Annotated in this window: 18 protein-coding genes; 14 read left to right on the forward strand and 4 right to left on the reverse strand. The window is 31.8% G+C overall.

Going from position 1 to position 21,795, the window contains the following annotated elements:
- Positions 1 to 53 precede the first annotated feature (53 nt).
- A complete protein-coding gene (locus O3801_RS04005; protein WP_371454132.1) occupies positions 54 to 992 on the reverse strand; it encodes a foldase protein PrsA in 939 nt (312 codons plus the stop codon).
- Positions 993 to 1,057: 65 nt separating this feature from the next.
- The gene (gene cls, locus O3801_RS04010) at positions 1,058 to 2,575 is read right to left on the reverse strand and encodes a cardiolipin synthase (protein ID WP_371454133.1); all 1,518 of its coding nucleotides are present in this window, start codon (positions 2,573 to 2,575) and stop codon (positions 1,058 to 1,060) included.
- A 243-nt stretch (positions 2,576 to 2,818) separates the two neighbouring features.
- Between cls and O3801_RS04015 the strand changes: the two genes are divergently transcribed.
- The 4 genes from O3801_RS04015 to O3801_RS04030 all read left to right on the forward strand — a co-directional run bounded on the left by O3801_RS04015 (position 2,819) and on the right by O3801_RS04030 (position 8,025).
- Entirely contained in the window at positions 2,819 to 2,974 is a 156-nt protein-coding gene (locus tag O3801_RS04015; RefSeq protein WP_003144715.1) for an SE1561 family protein, read from the forward strand.
- Between the two features lie 71 nt (positions 2,975 to 3,045).
- A complete protein-coding gene (gene rlmD, locus O3801_RS04020; protein WP_371454134.1) occupies positions 3,046 to 4,401 on the forward strand; it encodes a 23S rRNA (uracil(1939)-C(5))-methyltransferase RlmD in 1,356 nt (451 codons plus the stop codon).
- 16 nt (positions 4,402 to 4,417) lie between these two features.
- On the forward strand, positions 4,418 to 5,008 hold the full coding sequence (locus O3801_RS04025) for a uracil-DNA glycosylase family protein (protein WP_371454135.1): 591 nt from the start codon (positions 4,418 to 4,420) through the stop codon (positions 5,006 to 5,008).
- Between the two features lie 176 nt (positions 5,009 to 5,184).
- Positions 5,185 to 8,025, forward strand: coding sequence for a VWA domain-containing protein (locus tag O3801_RS04030; protein ID WP_371454136.1), 2,841 nt, complete (start codon positions 5,185 to 5,187; stop codon positions 8,023 to 8,025).
- A gap of 33 nt (positions 8,026 to 8,058) precedes the next feature.
- On the opposite strand, the gene O3801_RS04035 is transcribed toward O3801_RS04030, so the two are convergent.
- Positions 8,059 to 8,340: a peptidase dimerization domain-containing protein gene (locus O3801_RS04035; RefSeq protein ID WP_371454138.1), complete on the reverse strand. Its 282-nt coding sequence runs from the start codon at positions 8,338 to 8,340 to the stop codon at positions 8,059 to 8,061.
- 2 nt (positions 8,341 to 8,342) lie between these two features.
- Complete coding sequence (locus tag O3801_RS04040) at positions 8,343 to 9,500, reverse strand: M20 metallopeptidase family protein (RefSeq protein WP_371454140.1); 1,158 nt, start codon at positions 9,498 to 9,500, stop codon at positions 8,343 to 8,345.
- Between the two features lie 208 nt (positions 9,501 to 9,708).
- Between O3801_RS04040 and O3801_RS04045 the strand changes: the two genes are divergently transcribed.
- From O3801_RS04045 to pyrE, 10 genes are all read left to right on the forward strand, one after another.
- Positions 9,709 to 11,064, forward strand: a complete 1,356-nt coding sequence (locus O3801_RS04045) for an ATP-binding cassette domain-containing protein (RefSeq protein WP_371454141.1) — start codon at positions 9,709 to 9,711, stop codon at positions 11,062 to 11,064.
- A gap of 340 nt (positions 11,065 to 11,404) precedes the next feature.
- Entirely contained in the window at positions 11,405 to 11,929 is a 525-nt protein-coding gene (gene pyrR, locus O3801_RS04050; protein ID WP_314407519.1) for a bifunctional pyr operon transcriptional regulator/uracil phosphoribosyltransferase PyrR, read from the forward strand.
- A gap of 194 nt (positions 11,930 to 12,123) precedes the next feature.
- Positions 12,124 to 13,005 (forward strand): aspartate carbamoyltransferase catalytic subunit, encoded by an 882-nt coding sequence (locus tag O3801_RS04055; RefSeq protein WP_371454142.1) that lies wholly within the window; start codon positions 12,124 to 12,126, stop codon positions 13,003 to 13,005.
- A gap of 13 nt (positions 13,006 to 13,018) precedes the next feature.
- Positions 13,019 to 14,299 carry a dihydroorotase gene (locus tag O3801_RS04060; RefSeq protein ID WP_314407515.1) on the forward strand — a complete coding sequence of 427 codons (1,281 nt, stop codon included), beginning with the start codon at positions 13,019 to 13,021 and terminating at the stop codon, positions 14,297 to 14,299.
- A gap of 31 nt (positions 14,300 to 14,330) precedes the next feature.
- A complete protein-coding gene (gene carA / locus O3801_RS04065) occupies positions 14,331 to 15,419 on the forward strand; it encodes a glutamine-hydrolyzing carbamoyl-phosphate synthase small subunit (RefSeq protein WP_371454143.1) in 1,089 nt (362 codons plus the stop codon).
- 52 nt (positions 15,420 to 15,471) lie between these two features.
- Entirely contained in the window at positions 15,472 to 18,648 is a 3,177-nt protein-coding gene (gene carB, locus O3801_RS04070; RefSeq protein WP_371454144.1) for a carbamoyl-phosphate synthase large subunit, read from the forward strand.
- A 61-nt stretch (positions 18,649 to 18,709) separates the two neighbouring features.
- Entirely contained in the window at positions 18,710 to 19,474 is a 765-nt protein-coding gene (locus O3801_RS04075) for a dihydroorotate dehydrogenase electron transfer subunit (RefSeq protein ID WP_371454145.1), read from the forward strand.
- Between the two features lie 9 nt (positions 19,475 to 19,483).
- On the forward strand, positions 19,484 to 20,398 hold the full coding sequence (locus O3801_RS04080; RefSeq protein ID WP_371452340.1) for a dihydroorotate dehydrogenase: 915 nt from the start codon (positions 19,484 to 19,486) through the stop codon (positions 20,396 to 20,398).
- 14 nt (positions 20,399 to 20,412) lie between these two features.
- Positions 20,413 to 21,111, forward strand: coding sequence for an orotidine-5'-phosphate decarboxylase (gene pyrF, locus O3801_RS04085; protein WP_371454146.1), 699 nt, complete (start codon positions 20,413 to 20,415; stop codon positions 21,109 to 21,111).
- Between the two features lie 30 nt (positions 21,112 to 21,141).
- Entirely contained in the window at positions 21,142 to 21,756 is a 615-nt protein-coding gene (gene pyrE / locus O3801_RS04090; RefSeq protein ID WP_371454147.1) for an orotate phosphoribosyltransferase, read from the forward strand.
- Positions 21,757 to 21,795 lie beyond the last annotated feature (39 nt).

A 21,795-nucleotide genomic window follows, 5' to 3' on the forward strand; every position in this document is an offset into this window, starting at 1 on the left:
AAAAAAGATGACTATAAGTACGAGTTCTTATAGTCATCTTTGTATTGTTATTATTATTGAGCTGCAGCAGTACCTTCTAGCATAGATTTAATATATGCTTCAACATCACTGTTGCTTGATTTTACATTGTACTCTTCAAATAATTTTTTAAGAGCTTTACTTACGATTGTGCTATCTTTCTTAACTGCTTCTTCAGCAGCTTTTTCAGCTAATGCTGGTTTTAATTCTTCGAATGATGAATCTTTTTCATCTAATACTTTAATGATGTGGTATCCAAATGAAGTTTTTACAACATCAGAAGTTTTATCTTTACTTAATGAATAAGCAGCATCTTTGAATTCTTTAACAAATGAGTTATCTTCTTTAGAAGACCAACCTAAATCTCCACCGTTTGAAGCATTTGCAGTATCATTTGAGTTTTCTTTAGCTAAAGTTGCGAAATCTCCACCATCTTTAAGCTTTTTAAGAACGTCTTCTGCTTTTTTCTTAGCTTCTTCATCACTTAATCCGTTTGGATTTGATTCACTTTTAACACTTACAAGAATGTGTGCTAGGTGATATTGGTGTTTATTTTTTTCATAGCTTTCTTTAAGTTTATCATCATTTGTACCAGCGTAATCGTTGATTAATAATGTTTGAGCAGCTTTAACTTTTAATCCATCTTTATATTTATCAAGTGTAAATCCTTGTTGTTTTAAAAGTTGTTCGAATTTATCTTTACCACCGTATTGTTCTTGAGCTTTTTGAAGTTGCTCATCGATTGATTTTTGATCAATTTTATTTTTGTATTTGTCTAAAAGTACTTTTTGAATCATCATACTAGTAGCTGTTTTAGAAAGTTGGCTAGCACCAATACTTTCTACGATATCTTTTTCTGTAACATCTCCTGCTTTACTAGAGATATATTTTGTTCCTCCAGCAGAGCATCCTGCTAATCCTATAACAGAAATACTTAATGCTATAGGTAAAATAGCTTTTTTAAACTTCTTCATTAAAATTTGTCCTCCTATGTATTATACATATGTATTAATATATCATATTTTTTAATATAAAACAACTAAAGAATCGGTGATATCAGTCTTGCAAACGCTTCTTTGAATTTTATTAGTAAACTTCTTTGTTGATACTTAGAAAATGAAATCAGGGTAGATTTTTCTATATCATTTAAGAATATGTCTCTAAACTCTTTTGTGGTCTTATCATCAAACATAAATGCATTTAGTTCAAAATTAAGTTTGAAACTTCTATAATCAAAGTTTGCACTACCTAAACTAGATATTTCATCATCAATAATAATCATTTTAGTATGGATAAATCCATTTTCGTAGATATAAGTTTTCGCACCTAATTCTGCAAGCTCACCAATAAATGAGTATGTAGCCCAATAAACGAAAATGTGATCAGGTTTATTAGGTACCATTATTCTTACATCAATTCCAGATAATATAGCCATCTTTAATGCATCCATAACACTTTCATCAGGAATGAAGTAGGGTGATTGGATGTAGATATATTTCTTAGCTCTTGAAATCATATATAGATAACTATATTTAATTTTTTGAAGCTTGTTATCAGGACCACTAGAAACTAACTGAATAGGTAGATAATTATCTACTGCTTTAGCAACGTGTTCAGCCGTTAATTTAAGTTGATCAGTTTTTTTTGTTGTCTGTGAATTCCAATCATCTATGAAACGATATTCTAAAGAACCTACCGCTTCTCCTTCGATTCTAAGGTGAGTATCTCTCCAATAACCAAATTTCTTATCTAATCCTAGGTATTCATCACCAACATTGAATCCACCCGTATAACCGATATTCCCATCGATTGTAACTATTTTTCGGTGGTTTCTGTAATTCATACGGAAATTGATAAGTGGAAATTTAGATTTGAAGAATCTTTTTATTTTAGCGTTGTTTTTTGTTAATTGTCTTAACGATGAAATACTTAATTTTCTTGAACCAATATCATCATAAAGAATGTACACGTCGACACCTTCTAAAAGTTTTTGTTCTAAAAGACTGAAGAGCTGTTTTCCAATACCATCCTTCTTTAAAATATAATATTGAATATGTATGTAGTTTTTGGCGTTTTTTATATCTTCAAAAAGTAATCTGAATTTTTCTTTTCCATCTGTAATAATCTGTATCTTATTTTTTTTAGACAAGAATGATTTATCAGTTTCAAAATTTAATTCTATAAGATTCTTGTGTTTATAAATTACTTGTTCGTTTTTGGTAATTTCATATGGAACAGTTCTTTTTAATAAGTTTTGTTGATATCTAATTTTTTCTTCATCTGAACATGGAAAGATTTTTTCTCTATATATAGGTCGTCCAAATATTAAATAAAGGATAAAACCTAGGTAAGGTATTAAGAATAATACTAATATCCATGCCCAAGATGATGTAGTAGTTTGATACTCTAGAAAAACTATTGAAAATGCCAATAAAGTATTAATAATTAAGAAAATTGTTAACACGATATCAAAATTTATATCATTAAAAATAGAAGTAATATAATAAAAAATACTAGTAATATTAATATTTGATAATTGTAAATTTATATGATTCATAATATAACACTCCTAACTTAATAGTACCTTAAAACATAATAAATGTCTATTAATAACATTTACATAATCAGTAGTCTTTCTGAAATGTTTAGAATTTAATTAACACTAAAATATAAAAATAGATTATTTTTGGTCATATATTAAACTCTAAAAGCATAAAATAATTAATTAATTTTTGTGTTATGAGTTGAATTTTTATGAATTTATATTATAATGGAATAGAGAACAAAAAAGGAGAATGTTATGCCTAATAATATTTTAGAAGAATTAAAAACAAAATTTGAAGATTTTGCAAGCGAGTTAGAAAATATTGAACCTGAAAAAGTTGATTTAACTCAAATTGACAGATTAATTGCATTAGTAGAAGAATTAGATAACGAAATTAAAACTATAAAATAATAGTAGGATTGGATAAGCTGAAGTGGGAGTTTTTTGCTTTTACTCAGCTTATCTTTATGAATGAGGATATGATGAAAAATAAAAACAAAAAAAGATTAAACGTCTTACTTACAATAAAAAAAATTGGTATTAATGGTGAGGGGATAGGATATTATAAAAAGAAAATTACTTTTGTAAAAGGTGCTTTACCTGATGAGGTGATTGTTTGTGAAATAGTTGAGGAAACACCAAAATACATTATTGGGAAACTTGTTAAAGTAAAAGAACCAAGCCCATATAGAGTTGAAATTAAACGCGAGTATGCAGAAAGTGGAGCATACGGGTTAGCTCATGTTAGCTATGAAAAACAATTAGAATATAAACGTACAATTTTATTAGATGCATTCGATAAGTATTATAGACTACCAAAACCTGATAAATTAGTTCTAAAAACATTAGCGAGTCCTGTAACAGAAGGGTATCGTAATAAAAACCAATTTCCACTAGCTGTTAGAAATGGACGAGTTATTGCTGGATTATACAAAGAAGGTTCAAATGATTTAGTTGAAATCAATGAAGATCTTGCATTACATGAGAATGGTAATAAAATAACAAACTTAGCTAAGAAGTTATTAGGAAAATATAAAGTAGAAATTTCTACAAACAAAAAGAATTATGGTGTGAAGTATATTGCTACAAGAACTTCATTCTATAATGGAGATGTTCAAGTAACATTTGTAGCGAATACTGATAAAATTAAAAACATGGATAAGGTCGTTAATGAACTTAAACGTGAAAGAATCGTTAAAAGTATCATACTAAATATCACTAATGATAAAGATCACCTGGTAATGGGAACAGAAAGTGTTACATTATATGGTTCAGATTATATCGTTGAGAAAATTGGGGATATTAAGTACGAACTTTCAGCTAAATCGTTCTTCCAATTAAACCCGCCAGCAACTAAAAAACTTTATGATAAAGTAGTAGAATTCGCTGCACTAAAAGAAACAGATGTTGTCTTAGATGCATTTTGTGGAGTTGGAACAATTGGACAATATGTTAGCCGTAATTGTAAAGAGGTTTATGGTGTTGATATTATTCCCGCTGCAATTAAAGACGCGAATGATAATGTTAAATTAAATAACTTAACAAACTGTACTTATGTTGCAGGAGATGCTAATAAAATAGTTCCACGTTGGAAGAAAAAAGGAATCGACTTTGATGTTGCAATAGTGGATCCACCTCGTGTAGGTCTTGGACCATTAGCTAAGAATTTATTAGCTGTTGATGCTAAGAAGATTGTTTATGTAAGTTGTAATCCATCTACATTAGCACGTGACTTAAAAGTTTTAACAAGAAAATATAAAATTAGACGTATTCAACCAGTAGACATGTTCCCAGGAACGGCAGCAGTTGAAGCGGTAGTTGAATTAATTAGAAAATAATTTCTAGGTGAAAAATATGGATAGTTTTGAACAATTGAAACAAGAAATAATGGCAGATAGTGATAATAAGAAATATACTGATGAAGGAATAGAACCGTTATTTTCTACGCCAAGCACAGCTAGAATATTAATCATAGGTCAAGCTCCTGGTATTAAAGCTCAAGAAAGTAAAATCTTCTTCAATGATAAAAGTGGGATTAAACTTCGAGAGTGGATGGGAATAGATGATGAAATATTTTATAAATCGGGTTTAATAGGTGTAGTTCCAATGGACTTCTATTATCCTGGTAAAGGTAAAAGTGGGGATTTGCCACCACGTAAAAACTTTGCAAAAAAATGGCATTCTAAAGTGTTAGAACTAATGCCTAATCTCGAACTTATTATTCTTGTAGGAAAATATGCACAAGATTATTACTTGGGAAATGATAAAAAACAGAATCTAACAGAAACTGTATTTAATTACAAACAATATTTACCACGTTATTTTCCAATTGTTCATCCTTCGCCATTAAATTTCCGTTGGCATAACAAAAATCCATGGTTTATCGAAGAAGTAGTACCGGAATTGCAAATAAGGGTGAAGGAAATACTAGAAAGACAACTCTGAAAAGAGTTGTTTTTTTAGTTACTGCAGAATTTTAGTTACCAAATATGTAACATTTGGGGAAATATTTAATGATATTAGTATAAAATAATACAATTTTGTAATCTTTCTAAATGAATACTTTCTTTTATTATATAATAATCTTAAAAAATATTATTATTACTATTAGGAGAAAATATATGGAGAAAAAACAATATTATTCTATAAGAAAGCATAAAAAAGGAGCAGTGTCAGTATTACTTTTCACAGCATTATTTGCAGTTGCAGGAGCTGGAGATAGTAGTGAAGTCAAGGCTGTCGATGCAAATCCAGTTGCTACAGCTGTAAAAGAGATTGCTGTAGATAAGGCTAAGGAGGTAGCGACAGATTATGCCAAAGATAAATTAGGGATAGTTGAAAAAGAAGAAAAACCAGATTCTGAAAAAAGTATTTTAGAAAAAGTTGGAGAAGCAAATATAGAAGGATTAAAAGAATCAGGTAATAAAATAAAGGATAGATTAATTGATAAACAGAAAAACAATGAACTAAATAAAGAGAATGTTGTAAAAGATTTAAAAAATGCTCCTGGTGGAGTATTGGTTGGTGGAATTAAGGCTACTACGGGGGTTCTGATAAATGCAGGAGCCGATAAACTTAAAGAGAGTGTTAATACAGGTGGTGTAAATGGTGATGTTTTAACAAAAACAGCTATAGATGTGTCAAATAAATTTGTGGGTGGAACAATAGATGAATCGTTAGGGAAAATTCAAGATAAATCTTTAGATAAAGGATTAAAAAAAGCATTTTCTGAAAAAAAGAAGATATTGAAAAAAAGTGCATCATCAAATCTTACAGAAGTTGGAGATAATACAGTAGAAGCTCTTATAGAAAACTATACAGATGCATTCAAGGATGGAGCGATTGAAGCGTTATCTAAATTAGATCCATTGAAAGGTGATTCGGAAAGAAAGATAATATGGAGTGAAGAAGAAATAAATAAAAACAAATATTATCGAGATTATTTTAAGGGATTAGATGAAAATAAAAAGACTCTGGATAAAATTGTAGAAAAAGCAGAAGAAAGTTCAGCAGTTTCTGGGTTAACAGGTCCCGCACTTAACGCATACGCAGATATAACTACTAGTTTAGCTAAGAGTGCTATTGTTGCAATTGACCAAGGATTTAATTACATGTTTGACATGGTTAATAAATCAAGAATTGAAGCTCAAAATAATAATAGGGATTTAATAACTGATGAGAAAGAAAAATCTGAGTTAGAAAAAGAAAATGATAGAGTATTTTCTAAGAAACCAATTAAAGCTTGGGAGCATGGTTCTAAGGAAGGTCTGCTTTTTGAGATTGAAAAAGAACTGGGTAATTTCAAAGAGGCTCAAGTTAATGGAGTACCATTAGATTCGTCAAATTATAGTCTAAGTAAGGGAAGTACAATAGTGAATCTTAAACCAGAATATCTTGATAAATTACATGAAGGTAGATATACATTAGGTGCAATTTTCAAGAAAAATGATGGAGATGATTATGTAACAACTACTTTTGATATTAAGAGAAAAGGTGATACTAATAAAATTACTGAAAAAGACGGAATATATATAGTACAAGATTTAAAAGATTTAACAGAAAAAAACAAGACTGATATTACAGATACAGAAGTTAAAAATGAAGTGAGTCTAGTTATTGATGTTTCTTTAAGTATGATTAATGTCTTAGATCAAGTAAAAGAGATGGCTAAGAAAACTGTAGAGAGTATACTGAAGAATTCAAATACAAAGATTAATCTTGTTGCTTTTTCAGGTGGTGCGGGTCTTGTTGTAGAATCAACTAATGATAAACAAAAGTTATTTGAGGGGATTGATAGCTTAATTCCATTTATTGGTACTAATTTCTATGATGCGTTAGAAAAAGCTAATGAGAGTTTTATTACTAATGCACCAAATAAATCAATAATTTTCATGACAGATGGAATTCCAGTAGGTGGTAAAGAAGAAAGTGATGATAAATTATTTAGTGAAAAAGAGTATGGAGAATCAGCACGATACGCTAATGCAGCAGTGCATTTGAAAGAAAGTTTCAAAGGTAAATATGATATATATCCAATAGGTTTCCTAAATTTTGCAGAAGACGCTAAAAAAGATGAGGAATTCGCCAAACGTTTACTAGAGAAACTGGCTACAAAAAAAGTTTATACTTCTGATAAGATAGATGAATTAGAAAAAGTGTTCGAGAATGTAGCAAAAGATGTAATTAAAAAATTTGATTTTGAATTAGGACATAAATTAGTAGCTAAGACACCAGAAAAATTGGTTTATAAACTTACTGAAACAGTACTTAATCCTAATGAAAGTGATTTAACAAAAATTCAGACAGAGTTAAAATTATTGAATCAAGGTAAGGTTATTGCTCCAACTTCGATTCAAACAATAGATGTAATATCTAAACAAGGTAAAGCCGTATTTGAGTGGTTAATTGAACTTAACAGAAAAGACTTTAAAGAAACTGATAAACTTAATTTTGAAGTTATTACTAGTACTTCTGAGAAATTAAAAGCAACTAAGAAAGCATATTTTAATATAGATAATAAAGTTACTAAGTATGAAGTAGATAGAAGTAAGATAGAAGAAATTATTAAAGATGAGATTGAAAAAGGCAAAGTTAATGTTAGGGAAATCTTATTAAAAGAATTAGAGAATGTAGCAAAATCTGAACCTATTGAGAGTGGAAAAGTTGAACCATTAGTTCAACCAGAAAAACCAACATATATTTTACCGACTGAGGTAGGTAATAAAGTGCCTAAAGAAAGTGCACATAAAGAGAACATACCACCAAGAGAAAAGCTGGAAATTTTCAAATCTAATGATAAAGAAAATGTGAAAGCACCAGTATTATTAGATTCAAAAGAAAAACAAGTGATTGAAAAAGAAACTAAAACATTACCTAATACAGGAACATCATCACAGTCAACTGCAATAATAGGATTAATTAGTGCAGCAGTTGCATTAAGACTAAGAAAAAAAGCTGAATAATATGTAAAAAGAGAACTCTGTATAGTTCTCTTTTTACATATCTATTATTTCAAATCTAGTTTGCTTACCATAATATACCTGAAGTGAAGATAGTATTGTTTTTAATCGTTCTAAATCATCAGTTTCTAAAACTATTTCTGCCTTACCTGAGATTACGTTGAAGGCATCACCACTTTTTACAGAGATTATCTCTATGTTTTTATATTTTGTAGTTTTTCTAACAAATTCACTAGCAATAACTGTTGTATCGATGGCTTCATGAGGTTCAGCCCCATGTCCGCCTTTACCGTAGATAGTAACTAAATATGTATTCATATCTATTGTTCCTCCTTAAGATTTTTTATTACATTAGCAGAATCAAATGCTAGTGTTAAGAATATTGAAGCTGTTTGTTTCATAACCTCTTCTTCAAAATCAAAATTTGGATGGTGGTGTGGATATTTAGCAAAGGTAGAATTACCAGCACCGATTAAGAAGAATGCACCAGGGACTTCTTCAACGTAATAAGCAAAATCTTCACCAATCATTAACGGTTCAATTTCTATTTGTTTAATTTCTGGAAGAATCTTAGAAGTTGCTTTCTGTATTTCTATTGTTCCTTTTTTATGATTTATAAGAGGTGGATAACCTCCGTAATAAATGAATTCTATTTCAGTACTAGGATATTCATTTTCTAAAGCTTTGCATAAGCTTTGAAGTTTAGTTAGCACCATTTTATGAAGTTCTTTATTAAAATGTCTAATTGTTCCAGTTATACTAGCTTTTTCAATAGAACTTTCTAATTTTCCTAAGGTGATGACAAGTGTTTCCCTTGGTTTAGAAAATCGTGAAACTATTTGTTGAGCCATACTAACAAATTCTGCAGCAAGAATGTTTGCATTTTCTTTAGTGTTGATTTTCACTTCAAATCTATCCGCAGCCGCACACAGCTCACTATAACTATATCCTAATGTTCCGAGTGGAAGTGGTGTCCAAAGATGAGCTCCAAATATTGCATCAACACCTTGTAAGCAACCAGCATCTATCATAGGTTTTGCTCCACCTGGAGCTTGTTCTTCACCGTATTGGAAAACTGCAACAACATCGTGTGGAAGATCTTCTTGATAATCCATTAAAACTTTACACGTTGCAAGTAATGCAGTTGTATGTCCATCATGACCACAAGCGTGCATTGCATTAGTGATTGTAGACTTGTATGGTGTATCTTTTGCATCATTTATAGGTAGGGCATCGAAGTCTGCTCGAAAAGCGATTGTCTTTGAAGAATCTTGTCCTTTTATTCTTGCAACTACACCATTTAAGCCGACTTTTGTTTTAATATTAGTAATACCAATTTTTTCTAAATATTCTTTAATGAATCTCGCTGTATTTTTTTCGTTAAATGAAACTTCAGGATGCATATGCATATAGCGACGAAGTTCAATCATTTCTGGATAAAATTTTTCAAGTTCATCTTGTATAATTTTTTCAATCATAAAAACCTCCAGATTACTTTTATTAATTATAAATACAATTATAGCACAAATATTTTAATAAATAGAGAATTGTTAAAGAAAATGTTTTCAATTGTTTTTTGTTTTTGATATAATATGAGTAAAATAGAAACTAGTAAAACTCAATTCGGGGGTGGGAGCATGGATACATTAGATTAATAGAGAGATTTTATTAAAAAGGAGTTAATGTATGCAAATATTAAATATTAAAAACATAGAGTTTGAGAAACAAGGGAAGATATTATTTAAAATAGAAAAATTGAGTATAAATACTGGTGATATTATTGGTTTAATAGGGAAAAACGGTTCAGGAAAGACAACGCTGTTAAAATATATTGATGATTTAGTTAAAGACAAAAATAATATTTCATCAGAGTTTTTAGAATTTGGAGAAAATTCTCTTCTTAAAAAAAGTGGAGGAGAAGTTGTTGTAAGTAAAATTAGGGGTAGTTTATTATCTAATGTGGAGCTATATTTACTAGACGAACCATCAACTTACTTAGATTATAATAATGCTAACAAAATAGCTAATCTTATAAAAAGAACTCCAGCGACTTTTTGTATCGCAAGTCACGATAGAAATTTCTTAAATAATGTTTGTACAAAGTTATGGATAATCGAAAATAATACTGTGAGAGAATTCAATGGGAATTATCACGAGTATAAGCTACAAGAAGAAATTGAGACTACTGAGTATGAAGCTGAACTGCAAAAGTACAATAAAGAAACTAAGAAGATTAAGAAAAGCATTCAAGAGATGAAAGAGGAACAGGGAAAAAAATCTGGAAAGCCAAAGAACATGAGTGGATCAGATTATAGAATTATAAGCGTAAAAAATAAAATTTCAAAAAACGAAAAGAGATTACAGAAAAAAATATCAAGACAAGAAGATAAACTAGAAACTAATATTAAACCTAAGCCATTAAAAGATAAATATGATATTGAATTTCTAGAAATATTTAAAGAAACCCATAAGAAGAGTTTTTGTATTAGTGAAAAAAGCTATGAAATAGATGGGAAATTTCTTTGGCAATCACCTGGTTTTACTTTTTCCAGTGGAGATAAGATACTAATTAAAGGAAAAAATGGTTCTGGAAAAACTACTTTTCTAAATTATGTGAAGGAGTCCATTCCGAGTTCCTTACAAGTAGCGTATTTCGAACAAAATAGATTTGATATCTTTGAGGAAGAAAAAACATTGTTTGAATTTGTGAAAGAATCTACTACACTAGATGATATAGAACTTAGAAATATACTAGCTTTACTAAATTTTAGAGGCGATGATATTAATAAGAAGATAGAAGTCTTAAGCAAAGGGGAGAAAGTTAAACTTTATTTCGTAAGTTTACTTTTTAGAAAAACAGATGTATTGTTGTTAGATGAGATAACTAACTTTTTAGATGTTGTTGCGATAGAAGCGGTAGAGAAGATATTAAAGAAATATCCCGGCATACTAATTATGGTCAGTCATGATATGGAATTTATCGATAATGTTGCAACTAAGGTTATAAACATCATGAACAAAGAAGTTTTAAAATTTGAGTAAATTAGAAGTTAATAATATATTTAGGAGAAAAAATTATGATAAAAATTATTATAGCCGCATTCTTAATATTAGGTTTTGTCTCGGCTGCAGTTGATAGCGCAAGATGGAAAGAAAAGGAAGAGGATGAGTAAAAAGAAAAGTGGATTATTGGAGACATTTAATTGCTCCAATAATCCATTATACATTTGACAAATCTCTTATTATGGTATATAATATTGATAATTTGAATAACACATCTTTAATGTGATCCAGAGAGGTCAGCAAAGATTTATTTATTGGAAAACCAAGTTTATTTATGCTGTCCTGCTCAATAGAGTAGGCTATTTTTTTGAGGTGAAGTATGAAAAAACGAATTCTTTTCGACGAAACAATGATTTCTAGAATGATTACTAGAATTGCGAATGAAATTATCGAACAAAATAAATTAGATGATATAGTTTTAGTAGGTATTCAAACTAGAGGGATTCATATCGCCAAAAGATTGAAACAAAAAATCAAAGAAATTGAAAATACTAATATTCCAGTAGAAACACTTGATATAAAATTCTATCGTGATGATTTAGAAAAAATAAGTGAAGAACCTGAAATAAAAGTTCCACGTTTTAAACTTGATTTGACAAATAAAGTTGTAATTATTGTAGATGATGTTCTTTATACAGGAAGAACTGTAAGAGCAGCGATAGATGCTATAATGGACGCGAGTCGTCCAAAAGCAATTCGTCTTGCTATTCTTGTAGATAGAGGACATAGAGAACTGCCAATTAGAGCAGATCATATTGGAAAAAATATTCCTACTTCAAGAAAAGAAAATGTAAAAGTTCATTTAAATGAAGTAGATGATGTTGAAGAAATATTATTAATTTAAATATAAAATCTTTTTAAGATAGTCCAGAGAGGCTAACAAGGGATTGAATTTAAAGTTTATACTTTATTTGAGTATAGCTATATTTAGGTATAACTATACCCAGATAATAACTTGAATTTAATAGTTGATGAACAGTCATACCTTGTAGCCGAACGGATACAAGGTATTTTTTTATACAAAATGGAGGAACTACTATGAGAAATATAGTAAAAATGTCGGATTTAACAAATGAAGAAGTTTATCAGCTTATAGAAAGAGCTTTAGAGTTGAAAAATGGTAAACAAGTAGAGCCAAGAGAAGACTTATATGTAGCAAACTTATTCTTTGAAAATTCAACTAGAACTAAACATAGTTTTGAGGTTGCTGAGCACAAACATAGATTAAATGTTATAAACTTCGAGGCTGCAACATCATCAGTAAATAAAGGTGAAACATTATACGATACTTGTAAAACATTAGAAATGTTAGGTTGTAACATGTTGGTTATTAGACACGGGCAAGATGCTTACTATAATGAACTTACTAACTTGAATATTCCGATTTTAAGTGGAGGAGATGGAAGTGGAGAACATCCAAGTCAATGTTTACTTGACTTAATGACGATGTACGAGAAGTTTGGAACGTTCGAAAATCTTAATGTAATCATCGCAGGGGATATTAAAAATTCTCGTGTGGCAAGAAGTAATTACAACATGCTTACAAGATTAGGAGCAAGAGTAAGATTTGTTTGTCCTGACATTTTCAAAGACGAGACGCTTGGAGAAGTAGTAGACTTCGATAAAGTAGTTGGAGAAGTTGATGTTTGTATGTTACTAAGAGTTCAACATGAAAGACATGACTCTAAAATGGGACTAAGTAAAGATGAATATCATAATAACTTTGGATTAACTAAAGAACGCTATGAAAGATTAAAAGAATCAGCAATAGTGATGCATCCAGCACCTGTTAATAGAGATATGGAAATAGCTTCGGAACTAGTTGAAGCACCTAAATCGGTAATTTTTGAACAGATGAAAAACGGAATGTTCATGAGACAAGCTATGATAGAAAAAATAATTAAAGATAATAATTTATAAAGAGGAGAAGCATATGTTACTTTTAAAAAACGGTAAAATTTTAGAAAATGGCGTATTAGTAGAAAGAGATATTTTGGTTGAAGATAAGAAAATCGTGAAAATCTCTGAGAACATCGAAGAAAATGGAGCTAAGGTATTAGATTTAGAAGGGAAATTTGTTTCACCAGGATTTATAGATGTTCACGTACACTGGAGAGAACCAGGATTTGAATACAAAGAAAACATTTATCACGCTTCAAGAGCAGCGGCACGTGGTGGATTCACTACAGCAATGCCAATGCCGAACTTAAATCCGGTACCAGACTGCTATGAGAATTTAAAATTACAATTAGACATTATCGAACGTGATTCGGTAATCAGAGCTATTCCTTTTGGAGCTATAACAAAAGGAGAAGAAGGAAAAGAATATGCTGATTTTGAAGAATTAGCTGAACATGTGTTTGCTTTCAGTGATGATGGTAGAGGAGTACAAGATGCGAATATGATGTATGAATCAATGATGGTTGCTGCTAAATTAAATAAAGCAATCGTAGCTCACTGTGAAGATAACTCATTAATCCGTGGAGGATGTATGCACTGTGGACGTAGAAGTCGTGAATTAGACTTACCAGGAATTCCTTCAGTATGTGAGAGTGTTCAGATTGCACGTGATGTTCTTCTAGCTGAAGCAGCTGGGTGTCACTACCACGTTTGTCACGTATCTACTAAAGAATCAGTTAGGGTAGTAAGAGAAGCGAAGGCGGCAGGAATTAAAGTTACTTGTGAAGTATGTCCTCACCACCTAATAAGTGATGAAATGGATATTCCAGAAGATAACGGAATGTGGAAGATGAATCCACCTTTAAGAGCACGTGAAGATAGAAATGCTCTTATCGCAGGTCTATTAGATGGAACAATCGATGTAATAGCGACAGACCACGCACCACATGCAACTCACGAAAAAGATTTATCAATGAGAAAAGCTGCATTTGGAATTGTTGGAAGTGAGACAGCATTCAGTCAACTTTATACGAAGTTTGTAAAAACTGGAGTATTCTCACTAGACTTACTAGTTAAACTAATGACAGAAAAAGTTGCAGATACTTTTGACCTACCATATGGACGTTTAGAAGAGGGTGGTTTTGCAGATTTAGTAGTAATTGACTTAGAAAAATCACTGAAAATTGATCCAGAAAAATTCTTATCTAAAGGTAGAAATACACCGTACGTAGGAGAAGAAATTTATGGAATACCAGTATTAACACTATGTGAAGGTCAAGTTGCATACAAAGATAGTGAAGTATTTGAAGTTTAAAAAATAAAAAACTTAGAAAGAGAGAACAAAGATGTACAGTTACGATAGACAACTAATTTTAGAAGATGGAACAGTATATAAAGGATATGGATTTGGTGCTAATAAAGCACTAGCAGGAGAGGTTGTATTTAACACAGGTATGACGGGTTATCAAGAAACACTTTCTGATCCATCATACAATGGACAAATAGTAACATTCACTTATCCATTAATCGGGAACTACGGAATCAACAGAGATGACTTTGAAACAATTAATCCTAGTATTAAAGGACTTATCGTTAGGGAAGTTTGTAAAAAACCATCTAACTTCAGAACGGAATACAGTTTAGATGAAGTATTAAAAGAACTTAACATACCTGGAATTTCAGGAATTGATACACGTAGTTTAACAAGAAAAATAAGAGAACACGGTACAATTAAAGGAATAATTACTGACCTTTGCATGGATCCAGAAGAGCAATTAGAAAACCTTAGAAAAACTGATTTACCAACGAACCAAATTGAACAAGTTTCAACTCAAAAAGCTTTCTTATCTTCAGGAAATGGATATAGAGTAGTACTAGTAGACTTCGGAATGAAATCAGGAATACTTAGAGAATTAAATGAACGTAATTGTGATATCGTTGTAGTTCCTCACAATGTAACAGCTGCAGAAATCTTCAGACTTAATCCAGATGGAATCATGTTAAGTAATGGACCTGGGGATCCAGAAGATGTACCAGAGACAATCGAGATGCTTAAAGAAGTTATGCCGAAAATTCCAGTCTTTGGAATTTGCATGGGACACCAACTTATTGCACTTGCATCGGGAGCGAAAACATATAAACTTAAATTTGGTCACCGTGGAGCTAACCACCCAGTTAAAAACTTAATAACTGGAAAAGTTGATATTACGTCACAAAACCATGGTTTCAGTGTTGATATAGACTCACTAAAAGATACAGATTTAGAACTTACACACCTATCAGTAAATGATAAAACATGTGAAGGGGTACGTCATAAAAAATATCCAGTATTTTCAGTACAATATCACCCAGAAGCATCACCAGGACCACATGATCCTAACTACTTATTCGATCAGTTTATAGATTACATGAGAGAATTTAAAGAAAAAAAATAGGAAACAACCTGAAAAACAATAGAGTATCAATGCAAAATTAAGGAGAATAAAAATGCCAAAACGTAATGATATAAAAACAATACTAGTAATAGGATCTGGACCAATTACAATAGGTCAAGCAGCAGAGTTTGACTACGCTGGAACTCAAGCATGTCTATCTTTAAGAGAAGAAGGATATGAAGTTATCTTAGTTAACTCTAACCCAGCGACAATAATGACTGACAAAGAAATAGCTGATAAAGTGTATATGGAGCCATTAACACTTGAGTTTGTAAGTAAAATCATTCGAAAAGAAAGACCGGATGCATTACTTCCAACATTAGGAGGACAAGTAGGGCTTAACCTTGCGGTTGAACTTCACAAAAGTGGGATTTTAGATAAATACGGAGTTGAATTACTAGGGACAAAATTAAGCTCGATTGAACAAGCAGAAGATAGAGAATTATTCCGTGACCTTATGAATGAACTTAATGAACCAGTTCCAGAATCAGCAATTATTACAACTTTAGATGAAGCGAGAGAATTCGTTGCTGAAATAGGATATCCAGTAATTGTTCGTCCTGCCTTTACGATGGGGGGAACAGGTGGAGGTATCTGTTATGATGAGAAAGATTTAGAAGAAATCGTAAGCAGTGGATTACACTATTCACCAGTTACTCAATGTTTATTAGAAAAATCTATCGCAGGATTTAAAGAGATCGAATACGAAGTAATGCGTGACTCTAACGACACAGCGATTGTTGTATGTAACATGGAAAACATTGATCCTGTAGGGATTCACACGGGGGACTCAGTAGTAGTAGCACCTTCTCAAACATTAACAGATAGAGAGTACCACATGCTACGTAATGTATCATTAAAAATTATTAGAGCATTAAAAATTGAAGGTGGATGTAACGTACAACTTGCACTTGATCCAAATTCATTCAAATACTACATTATCGAGGTTAATCCAAGGGTATCACGTTCATCAGCTCTAGCATCAAAAGCAACAGGATATCCAATCGCGAAAATCGCAGCGAAAATTGCTGTAGGATTAACTCTTGATGAAATAATAAACCCAGTTACACAAAACTCATATGCTTGTTTCGAACCAACGCTTGACTATGTAGTAAGTAAAATTCCACGTTTCCCATTTGATAAATTTGAAAATGCAGATAGAAAACTAGGAACGCAGATGAAAGCCACTGGTGAAGTAATGGCGATGGGTAGAACTTATGAAGAAAGTTTATTAAAAGCTATCCGTTCACTAGAATATGGAGTGCACCACCTTGGATTACCTAATGGAGATGACTTCACATTAGAAGAAATTATTGACAAGATTAAACAAGCTGGAGATGAAAGATTATTCTTCATCGGAGAAGCGTTAAGACGTGGACAAAGCACAAAAGATATTCACGATATTACAAAAATTGATATGTTCTTCCTAGAAAAAATGCAAAATATCATTGATATCGAACATGAATTAAAAGAAAATGTTGGAAATATAGATTTACTAGAATATGCTAAAAAATATGGATTTTCTGATAAGGTAATTGCTCATAGATGGGGAATGACAGAAGATGATATCTATAACCTTCGTCAAGAAAATAAAATAACTCCAGTATTTAAAATGGTAGATACATGTGCAGCTGAGTTCGTTTCAGAAACGCCTTATTTCTACTCAAGTTATGAACAAGAGGAAGAATCAATCGTTAGCGATAAGAAAAAAATTGTTGTACTAGGATCTGGTCCTATCCGAATCGGACAAGGGGTAGAGTTCGACTATGCAACAGTACATGCAGTAATGGCGATTAAAGATGCTGGTTATGAAGCAATCATCGTTAACAACAACCCAGAAACAGTTTCTACAGACTTTACAATCTCTGATAAATTGTACTTCGAGCCACTAACAGAAGAAGATGTAATGGCGATAATTAATCATGAAAATCCACTAGGAGTTGTAGTTCAATTCGGTGGGCAAACAGCGATTAACCTAGCGGCTAAATTAGAAAAACACGGTGTGAAAATTCTAGGTACTGCATTAGAAGAAATCGATAATGCGGAAGATAGAGATAAATTTGAAGAATTATTACATAAACTGGATATTCCACAACCACTTGGAAAAACTGCATTTGATGTAGAAACAGCAGTTAAAAATGCTGAGGAAATCGGATATCCTGTATTAGTAAGACCATCATACGTACTTGGTGGACGAGCTATGGAAATAGTTTATGAAGAAGCGGAACTACGTCGTTACATGAAAACAGCGGTAAAACTTACACCAGAACACCCAGTACTAACTGATAGATACTTAGTTGGACGTGAGATAGAAGTAGATGCTATTAGTGATGGGGAAACAGTAATTATTCCAGGTATTATGGAACATATCGAAAGAGCAGGGGTTCACTCAGGAGACTCAATAGCAGTATATCCACCTCAAACACTAACAGAAGGTGAAAAAGCTAAGTTAATAGAATATACAATTAAACTAGCAAAAGGATTAAACATCGTTGGATTATTAAATATTCAATATGTAATAAGTAAAGGTGAAGTATTCGTACTAGAAGTTAACCCACGAAGCTCAAGAACTGTACCATTCTTAAGTAAAATTACAGGAGTACCGATGGCAAAACTTGCTGCTGGAGCTATCATTGGAGAAACTTTAAAATCTAAAGGATATGAAACAGGATTATTACCAGAAGCAGAGAATGTGTACACTAAAGTACCGGTGTTTAGTTTCCAAAAATTAAAAGATGTAGATACTACTCTTGGACCTGAGATGAAATCAACTGGAGAAGTAATGGGAAGTGATAGAACTCTAGAAAAATCACTATACAAAGGACTTCTTGCAGCAGGAATCAAAGTAAGTGATCAAGGAAATATCTTATTCACAATTAGTGACGATGATAAAGAAGAAGCATTAAATATAGCAAAACGATTCTTCGGTTTAGGATACAACCTATTAGCTACAGAAGGAACAGCCAAGTACTTAGATGAGCACGGATTAAGAGTGACTCCAGTAGGAAAAATTAATCAAAGTGATTACAGTGTACTTGATGCTATATATAATGGAGATGTTGATGTAGTAGTAAATACTACTTCAAAAGATAAAGATGTAACAAAAGACGGATTCAAGATTCGCCGTGTAGCGAGTGAGCAAGAGGTTGTATGTTTAACATCATTAGATACAGCAGATGCGCTACTAAAAGTTTTAGAATCAATCTCATTTGATATATTACCACTATAAAATAAAAAATAAAAAAGAAGGGGAAAATTTTTCCCTTCTTCTTACAAAAAGGAGCATTTGGATGGATACTTATTTAGCAACAGTAATCAGTAATGAACAAGTAGCAGATAAAATATTTAGAATTGAATTGCAAGGTGATGTAGTTAAAGAAATGAATACACCAGGACAATTCGTAAATATAAAAGTAAGTAACAGCTATGAGTTTTTATTAAGAAGACCTATTTCAATTTGTGAAATTAATAAAGAAAAAAATACATTTGTGATGGTCTACAGAGCAGATGGAGCAGGTACTAAGAAAATATCTGAATTAGAAGCAGGTAATTTAGTAGACGTATTAGGACCATTAGGAAAAGGATATGATGTTTATACGCTAGAAAAAGGGCAAACTGCATTGCTAGTAGGTGGAGGAATTGGAGTTCCACCGTTATATGAACTGGCAAAGCAATTTAGAAGACAAGGGGTAAACACAGTACATATATTAGGTTTCAATAATGTGAAAGATGTGTTTTATGAAGAAAAATTTGCAGAGCTTGGCACAACTTATGTTGCTACGGCTGATGGAAGTTATGGAGAAAAAGGTTTTGTTACTGATGTTATAAAAAATTATGAAGTTGACTATGATAAGTATTATAGTTGTGGTCCATTTGCTATGTTAAAAGCATTAACTAAGATGGATGAAGAAAAAATGGGGTATATTTCTTTAGAAGAGAGAATGGCTTGTGGAGTAGGTGCATGTTATGCATGTGTCTGTGAAAAAATTGATGGTTCTATCTCACGTGTTTGTTACGATGGACCTGTATATGATTCGAAAGAAATAGCATTATAGGAGGAATTTATGAGCGAAAGATTACGAGTAAAATTACCGGGGTTAGATTTAAAAAATCCTGTAATGCCAGCATCAGGATGCTTTGCATTTGGTTTAGAATATGCTAACTTTTATGATCTAAGTAGACTAGGCGCAATCATGATTAAGGCAGCCACTAAAGAACCACGTTTTGGAAATCCTACACCACGTGTTGCTGAAACTTCTAGTGGTATGTTAAACGCAATAGGGTTACAAAATCCTGGAGTTCATGAAATATTAGAAACTAAATTAAAAGAATTAGAAAAATATGACGTTCCTATTATTGCAAATGTTGCAGGAAGTGAGATAGATGACTATGTTTATGTAGCAGAGCATATTAGTAAAGCACCGAATGTTCATGCATTAGAGTTAAATATATCTTGTCCTAATGTTAAACATGGAGGGATTCAGTTTGGAACGGATCCAGAAACAGCCAAGAACTTAACTAGAAAAGTTAAAGAAGTATCTAGTGTACCAGTTTATGTGAAATTATCACCTAATGTTACTGATATAGTAGCTATGGCAAAAGCCGTAGAAGAAGGTGGGGCAGATGGTATTACAATGATAAATACATTAGTAGGTGTAAGGTTAGATAAAAAGACTGGGAAACCAATTATAGCGAATGTAACTGGGGGGCTTTCTGGACCTGCGGTGAAACCTGTAGCAATAAGAATGGTTTATCAGGTGAGCCAAGCTGTAAACATTCCTATTATAGGAATGGGAGGAATTATGGATGAGTGGGATGTAATTGACTTTATCTCAGCTGGTGCGAGTGCTGTAGCTGTAGGAACAGCGAATTTTACAGATCCATATGCCTGCCCAAAAATTATCGATAAGTTAGAAGCGGCACTTGATGAACTAGGAGTAGATCATATATTAGAACTTCGTGGTCGTGCATATAAATAAAAAGGAGAAATATTATGAGTAAAGATGTAATAATAGCTTTAGACTTTCCAACTTTGGAAGATACTTTAAATTTTTTAGAAAAATTTGGTGAAGAAAAATTATTTGTAAAAGTAGGGATGGAATTATACCTACAAAATGGACCTGTTGTTATTGAAAAAATTAAAGAATTAGGACACAAGATATTCTTAGATCTTAAATTACATGATATTCCTAATACAGTTTATGGTGCGACAAAAGGATTAGCAAAATTCAAAGTTGATATTCTTACTGTACATGCGGCAGGTGGCTATGAAATGCTAAAAGCAGCAAAACGAGGAATGGTTGAAGGTGGTAGTGTGGATACTAATGTAATAGCAATAACACAATTAACTTCAACATCAGAAGAAGCTATGAAAGAAGAACAACTAATTGCTGTATCTCTAGAAGAGAGTGTAATAAATTATGCTAAACTAGCTAAAAGAGCAGGACTTGATGGAGTAGTTTCATCAGTTTGGGAAGCAAGATTAATTCGAGAAAACTGTGGAGATGACTTCTTAAAAGTAACTCCAGGAATAAGATTAGAAACAGATGAAGTAGGAGATCAAAAACGTGTAGCAACCCCAACTGTTGCTAACGAAGAGGGAAGTACACACATCGTAGTTGGGCGTTCTATAACTAAATCAGAAAATCCACTTGAAGTTTATAAACTAATAAAAAGTCAATTCGTAAAATAAAAATATACAGATAAGATAAAGGAGAAGAACATGGCATTAGAAAGAAAAATAGCAAAACACTTATTAGATATTGAAGCAGTGGCACTACGACCAAATGATTATTTCACTTGGACATCTGGAATTAAATCACCAATTTACTGTGATAACAGAATTACAATGTCATACCCTACGATTCGTCGTGAAATAGCAGCTGGTATGAGTGAAGTAATTAAAGCTAAATTTCCAGAAGTGGAAGTAGTTGCTGGTACAGCAACAGCAGGTATCCCACACGCGGCATGGGTAAGTGAAGTACTAGATTTACCTATGATTTACGTGAGAGATTCAGCTAAAAAACATGGGAAAACAAACCAAATCGAAGGTAGATTACTAGAAGGACAAAAAGTTGTTATTATTGAAGACTTAATCTCAACAGGATTATCTTCATTAAAAGTAGCTAAAGCATTAGAAGAAGCTGGTGCAAAAGTTCTTGGTGTTGTGGCAATATTTAGCTATGAACTTAAGAAAGCACAAGATGCCTTTGCAGCTGATAAAGTAGAGTATCATACTTTGACTAACTATAATTACTTAATCGAAGAAGCGGTAGCAAGTGATTATATCAAACAAGAAGATGTAGAAAAACTTCTTGAGTGGAGAAATAATTTATAGGAATTTACAAAATATTAAAGGTGTAACATAGGTAGAGAT

Source organism: Gemella sp. 27098_8_149 (assembly GCF_041433745.1).
In the GTDB taxonomy this organism is placed as follows: Bacteria; Bacillota; Bacilli; order Staphylococcales; family Gemellaceae; genus Gemella.